The organism is Corynebacterium sp. CNJ-954, assembly GCF_001942345.1.
Classification (GTDB): domain Bacteria; phylum Actinomycetota; class Actinomycetes; order Mycobacteriales; family Mycobacteriaceae; genus Corynebacterium.
The window spans coordinates 236,530-251,665 of the sequence record NZ_MKKI01000043.1 but is presented as its reverse complement, the minus strand read 5'-3'; the positions used below and the strand labels follow the sequence as shown (position 1 = coordinate 251,665).

Annotated in this window: 13 protein-coding genes and 1 tRNA gene; 7 read left to right on the top strand and 7 right to left on the bottom strand. The window is 64.5% G+C overall.

All coding sequences use genetic code 11. From position 1 onward, the window contains the following. Positions 1-1,137: cytochrome b/b6 domain-containing protein (locus BJF89_RS15125; RefSeq protein WP_255372686.1), on the top strand; the 1,137-nt coding region annotated here is incomplete at its 5' end. Between the two features lie 149 nt (positions 1,138-1,286). Here the strand turns inward: BJF89_RS15125 and BJF89_RS15120 are convergent. The 4 genes from BJF89_RS15120 to BJF89_RS15105 form a co-directional block, all read right to left on the bottom strand. Then, complete coding sequence (locus BJF89_RS15120) at positions 1,287-2,354, bottom strand: biotin/lipoate A/B protein ligase family protein (RefSeq protein ID WP_075815899.1); 1,068 nt, start codon at positions 2,352-2,354, stop codon at positions 1,287-1,289. Between the two features lie 84 nt (positions 2,355-2,438). Then, positions 2,439-4,568: a RecQ family ATP-dependent DNA helicase gene (locus BJF89_RS15115; protein WP_075815898.1), complete on the bottom strand. Its 2,130-nt coding sequence runs from the start codon at positions 4,566-4,568 to the stop codon at positions 2,439-2,441. A gap of 57 nt (positions 4,569-4,625) precedes the next feature. Further along, on the bottom strand, positions 4,626-5,135 hold the full coding sequence (locus BJF89_RS15110; protein WP_075815897.1) for a hypothetical protein: 510 nt from the start codon (positions 5,133-5,135) through the stop codon (positions 4,626-4,628). Next, the gene (locus BJF89_RS15105; protein ID WP_187344719.1) at positions 5,132-5,686 is read right to left on the bottom strand and encodes a hypothetical protein; all 555 of its coding nucleotides are present in this window, start codon (positions 5,684-5,686) and stop codon (positions 5,132-5,134) included. The genes BJF89_RS15110 and BJF89_RS15105 overlap by 4 nt, the downstream gene beginning before the upstream one ends. 69 nt (positions 5,687-5,755) lie before the next feature. On the opposite strand from BJF89_RS15105, the gene BJF89_RS15100 reads away from it, so the two are divergent. The 4 genes from BJF89_RS15100 to BJF89_RS15085 all read left to right on the top strand — a co-directional run bounded on the left by BJF89_RS15100 (position 5,756) and on the right by BJF89_RS15085 (position 10,121). Continuing rightward, a complete protein-coding gene (locus tag BJF89_RS15100) occupies positions 5,756-7,069 on the top strand; it encodes a dicarboxylate/amino acid:cation symporter (protein WP_075815895.1) in 1,314 nt (437 codons plus the stop codon). Next, positions 7,069-7,386, top strand: a complete 318-nt coding sequence (locus BJF89_RS15095) for a CHY zinc finger protein (protein WP_075815894.1) — start codon at positions 7,069-7,071, stop codon at positions 7,384-7,386. The genes BJF89_RS15100 and BJF89_RS15095 overlap by 1 nt, the downstream gene beginning before the upstream one ends. Before the next feature lie 138 nt (positions 7,387-7,524). Then, complete coding sequence (locus BJF89_RS15090) at positions 7,525-8,754, top strand: NADH:flavin oxidoreductase/NADH oxidase family protein (protein WP_222843856.1); 1,230 nt, start codon at positions 7,525-7,527, stop codon at positions 8,752-8,754. Positions 8,755-8,906: 152 nt separating this feature from the next. After that, positions 8,907-10,121, top strand: a complete 1,215-nt coding sequence (locus tag BJF89_RS15085; protein WP_075815923.1) for a trans-acting enoyl reductase family protein — start codon at positions 8,907-8,909, stop codon at positions 10,119-10,121. Between the two features lie 75 nt (positions 10,122-10,196). Here the strand turns inward: BJF89_RS15085 and BJF89_RS15080 are convergent. The 3 genes from BJF89_RS15080 to cmrA all read right to left on the bottom strand — a co-directional run bounded on the left by BJF89_RS15080 (position 10,197) and on the right by cmrA (position 11,853). Continuing rightward, positions 10,197-10,269, bottom strand: a tRNA-His gene (locus BJF89_RS15080). 96 nt (positions 10,270-10,365) lie between these two features. Then, positions 10,366-10,995 carry an oligoribonuclease gene (orn, locus tag BJF89_RS15075; RefSeq protein WP_075815893.1) on the bottom strand — a complete coding sequence of 210 codons (630 nt, stop codon included), beginning with the start codon at positions 10,993-10,995 and terminating at the stop codon, positions 10,366-10,368. A gap of 12 nt (positions 10,996-11,007) precedes the next feature. Then, positions 11,008-11,853 (bottom strand): mycolate reductase, encoded by an 846-nt coding sequence (gene cmrA / locus BJF89_RS15070; RefSeq protein ID WP_075815892.1) that lies wholly within the window; start codon positions 11,851-11,853, stop codon positions 11,008-11,010. A gap of 317 nt (positions 11,854-12,170) precedes the next feature. Here cmrA and BJF89_RS15065 point away from each other — a divergent pair, with 317 nt between their 5' ends. Together BJF89_RS15065 and BJF89_RS15060 are read left to right on the top strand one after the other, a co-directional pair. Continuing rightward, on the top strand, positions 12,171-13,811 hold the full coding sequence (locus tag BJF89_RS15065; protein ID WP_075815891.1) for a DASS family sodium-coupled anion symporter: 1,641 nt from the start codon (positions 12,171-12,173) through the stop codon (positions 13,809-13,811). A gap of 118 nt (positions 13,812-13,929) precedes the next feature. Continuing rightward, the gene (locus BJF89_RS15060; RefSeq protein WP_075815890.1) at positions 13,930-15,081 is read left to right on the top strand and encodes an acyltransferase family protein; all 1,152 of its coding nucleotides are present in this window, start codon (positions 13,930-13,932) and stop codon (positions 15,079-15,081) included. Positions 15,082-15,136: the final 55 nt, after the last annotated feature.

Sequence of the window (15,136 nt, the reverse complement as noted above, 5' to 3'; positions counted from 1 at the left end):
TGGTGCTCCTGGCGCTCCCGCTTCGCCGGGTGCGGCTGCACCGTCGGCCCCGGGCGCTCCGGGCGCGGTGTCAGCCCCGGTGCTCCCTCGGCCCCTGGTGCTCCTGGCGCTCCCGCTTCGCCGGGTGCGGCTGCACCGTCGGCCCCGGGCGCTCCGGCAGCTGCCGCTACCGCGGCGGCCCCCAAGACGGGAAGCTCGGCGTCCAAGGAGAAGCCGAAGAAGAAGCGTGAGCCGATCATGATCGGCGAGAAGTCCCTCGGGCAGTGGGGCAAGCTCGCCGGCATCGGTCTGGTCATCGCCGCCGTTGCGGTGGCTGTGGTTATCTTCGTCGCCCGGTGGATCTACGACCTGTCCGGTGTGCAGAACTTCATGGAGACCTACCCCGGTGAGTACCACCTCCCGGACTTCGTCGACGACGGGTTCCCGGCCTGGGCACGGTGGTCCCACTTCCTGAACTTCTTCTTCATGGCGATGATCATCCAGTCCGGTCTGCGGGTCCGTCAGCAGCAGAAGCCCCCGGCGGTCTGGCAGCCGAAGAAGGGCGGCAAGAAGATCAGCATCCACCTGTGGCTGCACACCTCACTGGACCTGCTGTGGATCCTCAACGGCGTGATCTTCATCGTCCTGCTGTTCATCTCCGGCCACTGGGCCCGCATCGTGCCCACCAGCTGGGAAGTCTTCCCCAACATGCTCACCAACATGCTGCAGTACGCCTCACTGAACTGGCCGCACGAGAACGGCTGGGTCAACTACAACAGCCTGCAGCAGATCATGTACTTCGTCATCGTGTTCATCGCCGCACCGCTGGCGATCATCTCCGGTCTGCGGATGAGCGAGTGGTGGCCGAAGAACGCCACGAAACTGAACAAGATCTACCCGGCACCGGTGGCACGTAAGATCCACTTCCCGACGATGCTGTTCTTCGTGATGTTTATCGTCGTCCATGTGTTCCTGGTGTTCGCCACCGGTATGACGAAGAACCTGAACCACATGTTCGCCGGTACCCCTGCCGAAGGCTGGGGCGGGTTCTTCTGGATGCTCGGTGCGGTGATCGTGACCGTGGGAGTGCTCTTCGCGACGCGCCCGCTGGTGCTCGCGCCGATCGCCTCACGCTTCGGCCAGGTCAGCGCCCGGTAGGAGAGGCGCGCCCGTGTCGAGGGGCTCGGCACAACGACAGTGAAGGCGGGGGACGGTTTCCGGTCATGGAAACCGTCCCCCGCCTTTTTCACGGGTGCGGTGCCCGGCGTCGGTGACAGACGACCCGCCGGCGGCGGCTCGTCATTCCGTCACGGCAGTCGATGTGTCCACTCGTCGGTGGAGAACTTCTCGTCGCACCTCGCCCGTGCGGCGGTGAGATCGTCCTCGGTGATCGTCCCCTCGGAGGCGGCGTACTTGTCCCGGAAGTGGTTGAAGAACACGTCAAGGATCTCCGAACGGGGCATCTGTGTCTGAGACCTCATCGGGTCGACACGCTTCACCGCGGAGCGCTGACCCTTGTCCCGCATCTTCTCCTTGCCGATACGCAGAACTTCCATCATCTTCTCGGCGTCGATGTCGTAGGACATGGTGACATGATGGACCATCCATCCGTTGCTGAACCGCTTCTGCGCAGCTCCGCCGATCTTTCCCTGTTCCGAGGCGATGTCGTTCAGAGGTACGTAGCGTGCCCGGATCCCGACCTTCTCCAACGCCTCCATCGTCCATTCGTCGAGGAACGGGTAGGACTGTGCGAAGCTCAACCCGTCCACCAGGGATTGCGGGACAACCAGTGAATAGGTCACGCAGTTGCCCGGCTCCATGAACATGGCACCACCCCCGGTGACCCGGCGGGAGACGGTGATCCCGTGGCGGTCGGCGCCGTCCTGGTTGATTTCATTGGAGTATGACTGGAACGATCCGATCACCACCTGTGGTGCATTCCACTCCCACAACCGCATGAACGGTTTCCGCCGACCAGCGGCGACGTCCTCGGTGAGTGTTTCATCGAGGGCGACGTTGACCATCGGGTCGACGCTTGGGCCGTGGATCACCTCAAGATCGAGGTCGTCCCAGCTCACTGCATGCCCGAGCGCCCGGCGGACTGCGACACCTACTCCGTCCGGGGTGATGCCGAACAGAACGTCATCGGGATTCACTGCCTGGGAGATCCTGGCGGAGACGTCGGCGGCGCTGAGGTCGGCGGGCGCACCTTCCAGTGAACGGGTCATCCGCCCGAGCGTCTCATCGGGCTCCAGGAAGAAGTCACCGGCGATGCGGACACCGGACAGCGTTCCCGCTGACGTGCCGTCGGCCCCGGTGACCTCGAGATCGACGACGATCAGTTTTCCCCCGGGGACTTTGTATTCTCCGTGCATCGACTGGCCTTTCTTACGGTGAGGGGCAGGAGGTGGCGTGCCGCCCTGGTTTTTCCGCGAACCAGCCTACGCCCGACCCCAGGCTCAGCCCCGCAGCGCCAGAGCGAAGGGAAGGACGGCACGGGCACCGGCCTTGCGCAGTTCCCGGCCGGCGAGTGTCATCGCCCAGCGGGAACCGATCTCGGTATCCACCAGTAACACGACCTGCCCGTCGACGGCCTCAGCTGTCGCCGGATCCACATTGAATGCGCCGTGAAGATTCTGCACGCGGTAGGCGCTGTTCACGTCAGGGGAACCCGGATCCCGGGTGTAGGAGAGTGGGCCGGCCTCCGTCATCCTTCCGATCTGTGCCAGGCCGCGGGCCAGATCAGCACAGGTCACCGGACGTGTCGTACTCGGCATGCCGGCAACGACCGTCGGGCGCTCCTCCCACTCCCATTCCTTGAGCGCGGTGATGCACCAGTCGGCGATGTTCTTCGGCACGGGAGCATCCTCGGCACCGTTCGCCAGGAAGCTGCGCAGCACCTGACCGGGGCCGAGGTCGGTGAACCGGGCGACGGCGCGACCGGCGGACACGCGTTCGTCCACCGGTATCTTCCCTTTCAACGGGACACCGATCGTGGCCATGCCGGACGGCCACTGACCGCGCGGCTCGACGGGAACACCGATTCCGGACAGGATCCGGCGGGCGCCGGCGGTGCTGCTGTCGTCGACACCGGACTCCCACCACTGGCCGGCACAGACATCGCACCGACCACAGTCATGCGCGTGCGGATCGTCGAGGGTCTCAGCCAGGAAACGCATGCGGCACCGGTGCCCCGCCTCGTACTCCAGCATGGCGTCGGCCTCCCTGCGGCGGGCCTCGGCCACTGCCGCATACCGCTCTGCATCATAGGACCACGGGAGGCCGGTGGAGACGAAGCCGCCCTGTACCCGGTCGACAGCCCCATCGACCTGGAGAGTCTTCAGCAACAACTCCAACCGGGAACGTTTCACACCGACCAGGGGCTCCAAGGCCGGTACCGACAGCGGGGCATCAGCCTCAGACAACGCGGACAGCACAGCCTGCGCCTCGTCTTCGTCCGGCATCGAGGCCGTGGCGAAGTACTCCCAGATATTCGAGTCCTCGTTGCCGGGGAGGAGCAGGACGTCCGCATTGTCCGTGGCACGTCCGGCACGTCCCACCTGCTGGTAGTACGCCACTGCAGAACTCGGCGCCCCGAGATGGACCACAAAGCCGAGGTCGGGTTTGTCGAAACCCATACCCAGGGCGCTGGTGGCGACCAGCGCCTTGACGTCATTGTCCTTCAGCGACTGCTCCAGGCGTGCCCTGTCCTCGGCGTCGGTGCGTCCGGTGTAGGACGCCACGTTCCAGCCTGCCTCGGACAACGCACGTGTGGTGTCCTCAGCCGCGGACACCGTCAGGGCGTAGACGATGCCGGAGCCCTGGAAGTCACCGAGATGCTGGGTGAGCCACCCGATGCGGTGTTCGGCCGAGGCAGTCGGCGCCACACCCAGACGGAGCGAGTCCCGGGAGAGCGCACCCCGGACGACCATGGTGTTGTCACCGAGCTGTGCGGCGACATCGGTGACCACGCGGGTATTCGCCGTCGCCGTCGTCGCCAACACCGGAAGGTCAGCGGGGAGACCGTCGAGGAGTGCGCCGATCCGCCGGTAGTCCGGACGGAAGTCGTGCCCCCAGTCTGAAATACAGTGCGCCTCATCGACCACGATCATCCCTACGCCGGCGCGGGACGGGTCGAGCAGGACGTCGAGGACATTGGTGCGGAACTTCGGGTTGGTCAGACGCTCCGGGGAGATCAGCAACACATCCAGGTCGCCCGCCGTGAGACTGTCGAGAACGGAATCCCACTCCGTCGCATTCGATGAGTTGATCGTCGCAGCGTGGACTCGGGCACGCCCGGCAGCGGCGACCTGGTCGCGCATCAGGGCCAGCAGGGGAGAGATGATCAACGTCGGGCCACGTTCGGCGCCGTACCCCTCCCGTATGAGGCGGGCGGCGACGAAGTACACCGCCGATTTCCCCCACCCGGTTCGCTGGACGACGAGTACGCGCCGGTGGTCGTTGACGAGGGCGGCGATGGCGTCGAACTGGCCGTCGCGGAAGGTCGCGTCCGGGTTCCCCGTCAACTCACGCAGGATCTCGGTCGCGCGGACGCGGAGTCGGTCATCGAAGGGGTTCTCACTGGCCATGCCGTCCACCCTAGAACACGGGCCGGACATGAAACCCTTCGTCGAGAGAACCGTCGGTCAGTCCGTCCAGTCATCCGACCTGACCACCACGATTCCCCCGGCGATGAGTGCCAGGACGATCACCCCGCCGATCGTCATCATCAGGTAGCCCACCGCCCACAGTCCGGTGATGTCGGTGTAGCCATCGGACACTGCGAACGCAGTCGTGAAGCCGGCCAACCCACCCAGTGCCACGGTGAAGGGCCCCGTCCACCTCCACCTGGTCCGGATGCTCAGCCACACGAGGGTGCCGAACGCAGAGACCACGGCGCCGATACCCATCACGATGTCGATGTTCCCGCCCGGACCCCAGCTGAACCAGAGGAGCCACAGGGCAACACCGGCAGCTATGCCAGTGATCGCAGCACGTGCATTGCCCCAGCGCGCCCTCGGATCGGGAGCGGGGGAGGACCTCTGCTTCTCCACTACGTGGACGGCGAGGATCAGGAGTGCACAGAGCACGAGCACGGGGCCACCGAACAACAACATCGTGTGCCCTATACTGAGGAGCTTCTCTACGGTGGTCATGAGTCCACACCCCCGGCGCTACCTGTGTCACCTGTGCTCCTCCGGTTCGGTGAGGGCCGGCTCCTGACGAGTACGACGACAGTGGCGATGATCGCCAGGATGAAACCGGCGATGAAGATGACCATCAGATACCCCACACCCCACAGGCCCGTGGTGTCGTAGAAGCTGGCGTCAACAGCGAAAGTCGAGGAGAAGCCGAACAAGCCTCCGAGCGCCACGACGAACGGGCCTGTCTGCCGCCACCGGGTCACGGCGCCGATCCCGATAACGGCAGCGAGGGCAGTGATGACGGCTCCGACGATTGCCCAGGTCGCGTAGCCGGAGGGATCGCCCCAGCTGAACCAGAGCAGCCACAGTGAGACGCCGACCGCGATACCGCAGAATGCGGCACCGACATTACCCAGCGATCTGCCGTCCGTCCGGAGTTCGTCGGCGTTGTCCCGCTCCGACAAATGCATGAGCACCAGTACGAGAGCCGCCACGCCCATGGGAATCCCGCCGAAGAGCAGAATTACCCTCAGAACTCCCAGAAGTGTCTGTGCAGTACTCATGTGCCAAGCCTAGTGAACGTTAACCGCATTGGCATCGTGGTGAAACATTTGTCGACTAACATTACTGCGATGGGATTGAGAACACGTAAGCTCCTGCGCAGCCCCGCCGTGATGATCGGGGTGGGAGCGGTCGCCGGAATGGTCTTCGGGTTGATTGTCGGCGACTGGGCGGCAAACCTGCAGTTTATCGGGGACATGTTCATCCGGCTGATCCAGATGTCGATCGTTCCCCTGGTCATGGCGTCCGTCATTGTGGCGACCGGCTCAATGTCCGGGAAAGGGACAGGTCTGGTTGCGGCACGGACATTCGGGTGGATGTTCGCCTTCTCCTTCCTTGCCGCTGTTCTCGCCTGGGGTCTCGGCAGTGTGATCAGACCCGGGGACGGGATGGTCTTCACCGGCGAACTGGATCCGTCTCTCCAGGAGGGGGCACAGCAGGCGGGGACGTGGCAGGACACCCTGCTGGGGTTCGTGTCCACCAATGTCGTTGAAGCGATGGCGAATGCCGACATGTTGCCGATCATCGTGTTCTCCCTGATCTTCGGAATCGCGTTGAACCGCTACATGGCGCAGACCGGGAACCGTACGTTGATCGGGATCTTCGAGGGCATCCAGGCCGTGGTGCTCACCATGATCCAGTACGTGATGTACATCGCCCCGGTCGGGGTCTTCTGCCTGTTGGCGTCCCTGACCGGTGAACAGGGGGTCGCGGTGATCACGTCGGCGGTGAAGTACCTTGTGACCACCTTGATCGGTGTGCTGATACTCATGGCCGTCTTCGTGCTCGTCATCTGGGCACGAACCCGGCTGAACGTGTGGAAGTTGCCGGCCAAACTGGTCGAACAGACAGTTGTCGCGGTGACGACCACGAGTTCCGCCGTCACTTTCCCCACCGTGCTTCGCAACACCGTGGAGAAGGTCGGGGTGCGCCCGAGGGTCGCGAACTTCACTCTCTCCATCGGCCTGACCATGGGGTCCTACGGGGCGGTCCTCAACTACATGATCGTGATCCTGTTCCTGGCACAGGCAGGGGGAGTGGAGCTGACTTTCGGACAGATCGTCCTGGGTGTGGCACTGTCGATCATGCTGAATATGGGGACAATCACCGTTCCCGGCGGATTCCCCGTCGTCGCCATGTTCCTGGCAGCCTCGCTGGATCTTCCCGTCGAGGCGGTCGGCCTGCTGATCGCGGTGGACTGGTTCACCGGGATCCTGCGGACCTTCCTCAACGTCAACGGCGACACCTTCGTGGCGATGCTCGTCGCGGCGTCCGACGACGACATCGACCGTGACATCTACGACGGACGTCGGACCTTCGATCCAGACATCGACCTTGCCGAAGACGCCCCGGCGGGCCAGGGGCCCGTACCGGAGGAGCAGTAATGGCGGACCCGCTGATCGGAGGGGTCGGCTGTCCACACTGGAGCACCTCCCGAGACATTGTCGCGATCAGGTTCCACTGCTGCGGGCGGACGTACCCGTGTCTGCACTGCCATGATGAGGCGGAAGGCCACCGTATCGTCACCTGGCCGCGCGCACTCTTCGACACCGGGGACGCCGTGCTGTGTCGGGCCTGCGGTCACTGGATGACGGTGCAGGCGTATCTCGACAGCGGCTCGTGCTGCCCCGGCTGTGCGGCGTCCTTCAACCCCGGGTGCTCTCGTCACGCCCACCTGTACTTCGACGTCGACGGGGTGTGATACAGCAGTTCCTGAGTCTGTGCGCTGCGGTATGACATACAGGCGACGACCAGCAGGTACAGTCTGCGGGTGACGGGGCCGTCGGGCGGACCGTCACTGAGAAGAACCACCGGATACCTGAAATTTTGGAGAGTCACCGTGACCCCTACACCGGTTGCCGCACCCCTGGAGCTGCCGTGCGGCACCACACTGAAGAACCGACTTGTGAAGGCCTCCACGAGTGAAGGCCTGGCGACCCCCTCGGGTGGGCCGTCCAACCAGCACCTCGACCTGTACCGACGGTGGGCCCACGGTGGATCCGGTCTCGTCGTGACCGGCGGCGTGATGGTGGACTCCGAGCACCGGGGCGAGCCGGGGTCCGTCGTCGCCACCGATGACCGCCACCTTGACATGCTGCGTAGTTGGGCTACGGCCGGTACGGTGAACGACACCCACCTGTGGATGCAGCTCAATCATCCGGGCAAGCAGTCGCCGCGGAGCATCAACAAATACCCCGTCGCCCCCAGCGCGGTCCCGATGGCGGGCCGCATCGGCCGCTACTTCGCTGATCCCCGCGAGCTCACAGTCTCCGACATCGACCTGATCGTGTGGCGCTTCGCCTACACTGCGTTGATCGCTCGGGAGACCGGGTTCACCGGTGTGCAGATCCAGGCAGGGCACGGCTACCTCATCAACCAGTTCCTGTCCCCGGCGGACAACCTGCGCACCGACGAGTACGGCGGTGACCTCGAAGGGCGCATGCGTCTGCTCACCGAGGTCTACCGCGCGGTGCGCAAGAAGGTCGGCGACGACTTCCCCGTCTCGGTGCGTATCAATGCGTCGGACGGAGTGTCCGGTGGCTTCGGTGAAGAGGAGTCGCTCCGGGTCGCCCAGAAGCTCGCCGAGTTGGGAGTGGACGTCATCGAGGTGTCCGGCGGTACGTACGCTGCTCCGTTGATGCTCGGTGACGAGGTCGATGCCACCGGCGATACCGGGGAGATCTTCTTCGGCGACCAGGCCCGCCGCATCCGAGAGGCCGTGGATGTCCCTGTGCTGGTCACCGGAGGGTTCCGGTGTGCCGCAGACGTGGAGAAAGGGTTGGACGACGGGCTGGGCGACCTGATCGGCATGGCGCGCCCGATGGTCCTCATCCCTGAACTGGCCAACGAGATCATCGTCCACGGTGACCGGGAGCGCGTGCGACTGCCCCGGTTGACGACGCATATCGGGTCGCTCGATGAGCACGCCGAATCGTTGGTGGGGGTGGCCTGGTACGAGATGCAGATGGACCGGATCACCGACGGACGGGCCATTGGTGGAGACGGACTGGCGGCCCTGTGGTTCGCGGCGAAGCGGCACGGCGTGAGGGCGATGTTCCCCCAGCGCTGATCTGAGTCACCGCAGAGGGCATTTTCCTGCCCGGTGGTGATCCGTACGGTGACTCAGATCCCGTCCGTTGCCGTTGACGACTCCGGGAGACGTACCTACACTCGTGAGCACTGTAAACATGTAGGGACATGTCCATCGGACCGGAAGGCACCATGTCAGAAACCCATGATCACCGCTCGAATCCGGAACGTCCGTTCGACGTCGTACTTTTCGGCGCCACCGGCTTCGCCGGCGGGCTCACCGCTGACTACCTGGCCGGACACCTGCCCGAGTCGGGCAGGATGGCTCTGGCCGGACGCAACCACGGCAAGCTCGAGGCGGTGCGGGACCGGCTCATCAGTGACAGTCCGTCGATCTCGGATATCGGGCTGCTGCACGCCGACTCGACGGATCCGACCTCTCTGCGTGAGGTCGCCCGCTCAGCGAAGGTCGTCATCACCACGGTGGGGCCGTACCTCGAGTACGGGGCAGATCTTGTCGCCGCCTGTGCAGAGGAGGGTACCGACTATGTGGACCTGACCGGCGAGCCGGAGTTCGTCGACCGGATGTTCCTGGAGAATGACGCCACAGCGAGGAAGACCGGAGCCAGGCTCGTCCACGCGTGCGGATTCGATTCGATTCCCCATGACCTCGGAGCGCTGTACACCGCCAGGCAGCTTCCCGGAGACGTGCCGATGCAGGTCCGTGGTGTCGTCCGGACCAATGCGTCCTTGTCCGGCGGGACGCTGCACTCCGGGCTGAAGCAGTTGTCACGTCTGCGTCCGATGTGGCAGGCGGCGTCGGAACGGCGCAAGGCCGAGTCACGCCCGTCCGACCGGCGGGCACGGTTGGCGGTCGGACTGCCCCAGCGTGACCGCGTCACGGGAACATGGTTGATTCCGTTGCCGACGATCGACGGTCAGATCGTCACGCGGTCGGCCCTCACCGCACCGTCGGCCGACGACTACGGCCCGGAATTCACCTACTCGCACAATGCCGGCGCGAAGAAGTTCCGCACGGTCCCGGCCTCTGTCCTCGGATTCGTGCTCGGCATCGCGGCGGTACAGATCCCGCTGGTGCGGCGGGCGGTCGCGCAGAGGATCGCTGCGGGTGACGGGCCGTCACAGGAGCGCCGGGACAGGACCTGGTTCACCGTCGAGTTCGTGGGTTCGGCGGCGGGGAAGACCGTCCACACCCGTGTGAGCGGGGGAGACCCGGGATACACGGAGACGGCCAAGATGCTGGCGGAGTCGGCGCTGTCGCTGGCGTTCGACGACAATCCCCGCCTCGCCGGTCAGCTCACCACGGCAACGGCCATGGGGGAGAACCTCATCGACCGGCTGACTGCGGCGGGGCTGACGTTCGAGGTGCTCGGCTACTCGGTGTGACCGGGCATTCACAGGACATACGCTGAACCCGGTCCCACCGTCCGCAAAGACGGTGGGACCGGGTTCATTCTTCGGGGTGGCTGACGGGACTCGAACCCGCGACACCCAGGATCACAACCTGGTGCTCTACCAGCTGAACTACAGCCACCATGCATGCATAACGGCAACCAGGCCCGGCGTCGTTGCTGCAGCGGGATTCATACTAGACCACGCCCGGCGACCACACCAAACGTGCCGCTCACCGTCAGATCGGGTTGGCCTCGGACGCTGCTTCGGCGCACTCCTTGGCCTCGCCGTTGGTGGGGCCGGGAGCAGGGACGAACAAGGCACGGCGGTAGTAGTCGAGTTCACGGATGGATTCGCGGATGTCCGCCAGTGCCCGGTGCTGCATCCCCTTGTCCGGCTGGTTGCTGTACGCGCGTGGGTACCAGCGGCGGGCGAGCTCCTTGATGGAGGACACGTCGATCATGCGGTAGTGCAGGAACGCATCCAGGTCGGGCATGTACCGGGAGATGAACTTACGGTCACTGGCGATGGAGTTACCTGCCAGGGGCGCGGCCCCGGCAACGGGCACGTACTTCTTGAGATACTCCACGACCTGTGCTTCCGCGTCGGCGACACCCACCGGGCTCTCACGGATCTGCTCGGTGAGACCGGAGTCTGCGTGCATCCTGGTGACGAAGTCGTCCATGCCGGCGAGTTCGTCCTCGGAGGCGTGGATCACGATGTCGATGCCGTCGTCCAGCGGGGTCAGGTCGGCGTCCGTGACGACGACGGCGATCTCGACGAGGACGTGCCGGTCCGGGTCGAGGCCGGTCATCTCGCAGTCAGCCCAGACGATCCGGTCGTTCTTGGCGATCTGGTTCGGGGTCATGAGTACAGGACCTTACTCGTGACCCGGGTCTTCAGCCATGCGGGAGTACGCCGCGCCGAACACCGGAGCGGTCATGCGGCGGGGAAGGTACGTGGACAGGACGTTCGCCACCTTCGACAGGCCACCGGGTACGACACGCAACTTGTTCACCGCAAGTGCGTCGAGGGTCTCCGTCGCGCAGTCCGGGTACGTCGTCCACACGAAATCCGGGGTGGCCCGGTCGACGATCGTCCTCTGCGCATCGTCCTTCACCTCTTCACGCACCGGCCCCGGTGCCAGGAGAGTGCAGCGGACGCCGGTGTCCTTCAGCTCGTAGTGCAGTGCTTCGGTGAAGGTGTTCACCATGGCCTTCGTGCCGACGTAGGTCGCATTGTTCGGTATGGCGGCGTTGCCGGCGACCGAGCCCACGTTGACGATCCCGGCGTCCCCGCCGGCCACCATGCCCGGGAGGACGGCAGAGGTGAGCTCGAAGACCGCGGTGGCGTTGAGTTCGAACTGGAGACGTTCATAGGACGGGTCGAGTGTGCGGAACTCGCCGAACGTGGCGACACCGGCGGAGTTGACGATGATGTGGACATCCCGCGTCGTGAGCTCGTCGATCAGGGTGGCACGTGCCGACGCATCGGCGAGGTCGCAGGCGCGGATCTCGGTGCTGATGTCGGGACGGGCGGTGGCGAGTTCGTCGCGGATCTGCTCCATCGGCCCGGTGGTACGTGCGACAAGCAGCAGATTGTGTCCGCGGCGACCGAGTTCCAGTGCGATCGCCTGACCGATTCCCGACGATGCGCCGGTGACAACGGCGACGCGGTCCGGGCCGGGGGCGGGGAGGGAGGAATGTCGGTGGGAACGGCGGAACACGATGGTGGGACTCCTCTGTGTGGGCGGGACGAAAGGCCATTTCAGGCTACACGGAGGACTCGCTGCAGGGGACAGGCCGACTGCATCGGGTCGGTGTGCCGGTCGGGGGCGTTGCGCGATCGTTATGTGGGAAACAGGGGTGGGCGGGGTAGGGTTGAGGCCCATTCTGGGGACGAAGTCGTCGGTTAAGGGAAAGAGGGGTGGAAATCGGGGTTGCTCCAGCCCCGGATAGCACCCCCGTACGGAACAACATTAGCAGGTGGATAGTAGTCGCTTTACCCTGTAACTGACGTTCACTAACGACGAGAGGACCTACAATGTCCACACAATCCGGCGAGGGTGGCACAGCGTCCGGTGCCGTCACTGAGGCGACGAGCACTGACGTGGAGGAAGACGGCACGTCCACCGACGAACAGCGTCATGCAGGGGACGTGGAGCGGGCCAACAACCGAAAACGCTTCATCGGTCTGGGTGTCGGTCTTGTTCTGGCCGTCGCGATCTACTTCCTCTTCCCGTCCAACGGCGCAGACCTGGTGAACGAGGCGCATCCGGACGACGAGAACGGGCCGTTCTCACTCAGCGCCATGAGCATCACGGCAGCAGTCATGGTGCTGATGGGCGCATGGTGGATGACAGGTGCCCTGCCGTTGGCGGCGACGGCGATGATTCCGTTGGTTGTGTTTCCGATTCTCCAGGTCGCGTCGATGGAGGACGCTGCTTCTCCGTACGCGGACCCGACGATCTTCCTCTTCATGGGTGGGTTCGTCCTGGCGCTCGGGATCCAGCGCTGGGGGCTGCACCGCCGGTTGGCTCTGCTGGTGGTCTATGCGGTCGGGACGAAGCCGAAGCAGCTGGTCCTGGGCTTCATGATCGCCACCGGGTTCATGTCCATGTGGGTATCCAACACGGCGACCGCCGTGGTGATGCTTCCGATCGGGGTGTCAGTGTTGTCCCTCACCGCCGAACGTGTCGGTGGACACAAGAACCAGAAGAAGTTCGCGACCGCGCTCATGTTGGCTATCGCCTACGCGGCGTCCATCGGCTCACTCGGAACGCTCATCGGTACGCCGCCTAACGCCTTCATGGCGGCGTACATGTCCTCGACACACGGGATTGAGATCGGATTCGGGCGCTGGATGATGGTTGGTCTTCCACTGGCCATCGTGTTCACGGTCTTGGCCTGGCTAGTCCTGGTGACTGTCTTCAAACCGGAGACGGATGAGATCCCCGGTGGCAAAGAGCTCATCCGCAAAGAGATCGACGACATGGGGAAAATCACCCGGCCGGAGGTCGTCGCCGGGATCATCTTCCTGTGCACCGCAATCGCCTGGATCACTATCCCGTTGCTCGCCGAGTATGTGTCGTGGTGGACAATCAGCATCGCCGATGCAGCTATTGCCATGACCGCGGCAGTGGTGATGTTCATCGTCCCGGTCAACAAACGGGGCACCCGGGTGATGGACTGGGAGCACGCCAAGGCGCTTCCGTGGGATGTCCTGATTCTCTTCGGTGGTGGACTTTCACTCTCGTCGATGGTGACCGCGTCCGGCCTCTCCCTGTGGATCGGCGAGATGGTCAAGGGCATGGAGGTGCTGCCGATCGTCCTCCTGGTCTTTGCGATCACCGCGGTCGTTCTGGCGTTGACCGAGTTCACCTCGAACACCGCGACCGCGGCAACCTTCATCCCGATCATGGGTGGTGTGGCCATCGGTATCGGTCTGACGGGCGACGGCATGATGAACATCATGCTCCTTGTCGCCCCTACCGCCCTGGCCGCCACCTGTGCGTTCATGTTGCCGGTGGCCACGCCGCCGAATGCCATCGCCTACGGGTCCGGTTATGTCAGGGCCGGGGACATGCTCAAGGGTGGCCTGTGGTTGAACATCATCGCGGTGTTCCTGATCACGCTGACGGTGTTCGCGCTCGCCGTGCCCGTGTTCGGTCTGACGTTCGGATAGTCACAACCCACCTGTCCCGGCGCACGGTCGCGCGCCGGGTCCCTTTCCGGGGAAGTTTTCCCGCATAGTAGCGTCAGACCGCGATGTCTTCAGGCTATGTAGAGAGTGAGCGGATGCAGTGCCCCCCGAAGTGACCCCGTCGTCGGGCATCCCGTCTTCAGAGCGTGGACACGTCGGCATCGGCAGACGGCGTGACCGGATTGGCCGCGTCGGTTGGGTCGACGCGGCCAAAGGCCTCTGCATTCTGCTGGTCGTCGCCGGGCACGCGAACATCACCCTGAACAACAACGGTTACGACACCGGCATCTGGGAGAGGGTAAGCCTGATGCTCGGGCCATTCCGCATGCCGCTGTTCTTTCTGCTGACGGGCCTTTTCGCGGCCAGAGCCCTCTCTGAACGCTGGCGGTCGTTCGCCGACCGTCGGGTCTGGATCATGGTGTGGCTGTTCGTGCTGTGGGTGCCGATCCGGGAGATCTGGTTGTCGATGGTGCCGCTCACCTCCGTGGGGAACAGCAACGGTATTCCTGCACCACAGGGCCTCGATCCGGAGAACTGGGGGCCGATGGCCGAACGCATCGTACTGTCGGTGCTGGGGCCGGAATCCTACCTGTGGTTCGTGTACGCGCTGGCGTTGTTCGCCGTCGTGTCGAAACTGACACGTCGGATACCACCGGTGATCCAGCTTCTGGCGGCCATGGCCCTCAGCGTGCTGAGCCCCTTGGCGGAGTTCGGCTGGCCGTGGAACGACATTCTGCGGACGTACTTCTTCTACCTGCTGGGCATGTACGGCGCACCATGGATCCACCGGCTGGCTCACCGTCGCTCACTGTGGGTCATCGCCGGTTCGGTGTCCGTCTACGCAGCGGTCGCGATATGGATCGACGCAACCCACGACCACTTCAACTTCGGGCTCAACGGACCCGTCCGGCTGTTCCTGGCCCTGGTGGGGATCATCGCCGTCATCAGTGTGTTCTCCTACATGGATTCCTGGCGGGTCACCGTGCCGTTCAGCACGGTCGGGTCACGGACACTTCCAGTGTTCCTCATGCACATCATGGTGCTGGCGACCGTGGCCTTCGTCCTCGACCTCGTCCTCCCGGCGGATCCGGGGCTACCTCTGCAGCCGCTGATCCTCGCGGGCATCGCCGCCGTGCTCTGTCTCGGACTCCACAAGGTACTCGTGGCGTGCGGCTTCTCGTGGCTGTTCCAGCGACCGCAGTGGATGCGGCGACGCTACCTCGCCAGTGAACGGAGACGACGCGAACCGTAACGGCCCCGTCCTGCGACGCCCGTACAGGGGACGGGAAGTGGACATGTGACGGCCT

Coding starts and splice junctions, on each gene's coding strand:
- BJF89_RS15120 (WP_075815899.1), bottom strand. CDS start 2,354: ATGCACGGAGAATACAAAGTCCCCGGGGGAAAACTGATCGTCGTCGAT.
- BJF89_RS15115 (WP_075815898.1), bottom strand. CDS start 4,568: ATGGCCAGTGAGAACCCCTTCGATGACCGACTCCGCGTCCGCGCGACC.
- BJF89_RS15110 (WP_075815897.1), bottom strand. CDS start 5,135: ATGACCACCGTAGAGAAGCTCCTCAGTATAGGGCACACGATGTTGTTG.
- BJF89_RS15105 (WP_187344719.1), bottom strand. CDS start 5,686: ATGAGTACTGCACAGACACTTCTGGGAGTTCTGAGGGTAATTCTGCTC.
- BJF89_RS15100 (WP_075815895.1), top strand. CDS start 5,756: ATGGGATTGAGAACACGTAAGCTCCTGCGCAGCCCCGCCGTGATGATC.
- BJF89_RS15095 (WP_075815894.1), top strand. CDS start 7,069: ATGGCGGACCCGCTGATCGGAGGGGTCGGCTGTCCACACTGGAGCACC.
- BJF89_RS15085 (WP_075815923.1), top strand. CDS start 8,907: ATGTCAGAAACCCATGATCACCGCTCGAATCCGGAACGTCCGTTCGAC.
- orn (WP_075815893.1), bottom strand. CDS start 10,995: ATGACCCCGAACCAGATCGCCAAGAACGACCGGATCGTCTGGGCTGAC.
- BJF89_RS15065 (WP_075815891.1), top strand. CDS start 12,171: ATGTCCACACAATCCGGCGAGGGTGGCACAGCGTCCGGTGCCGTCACT.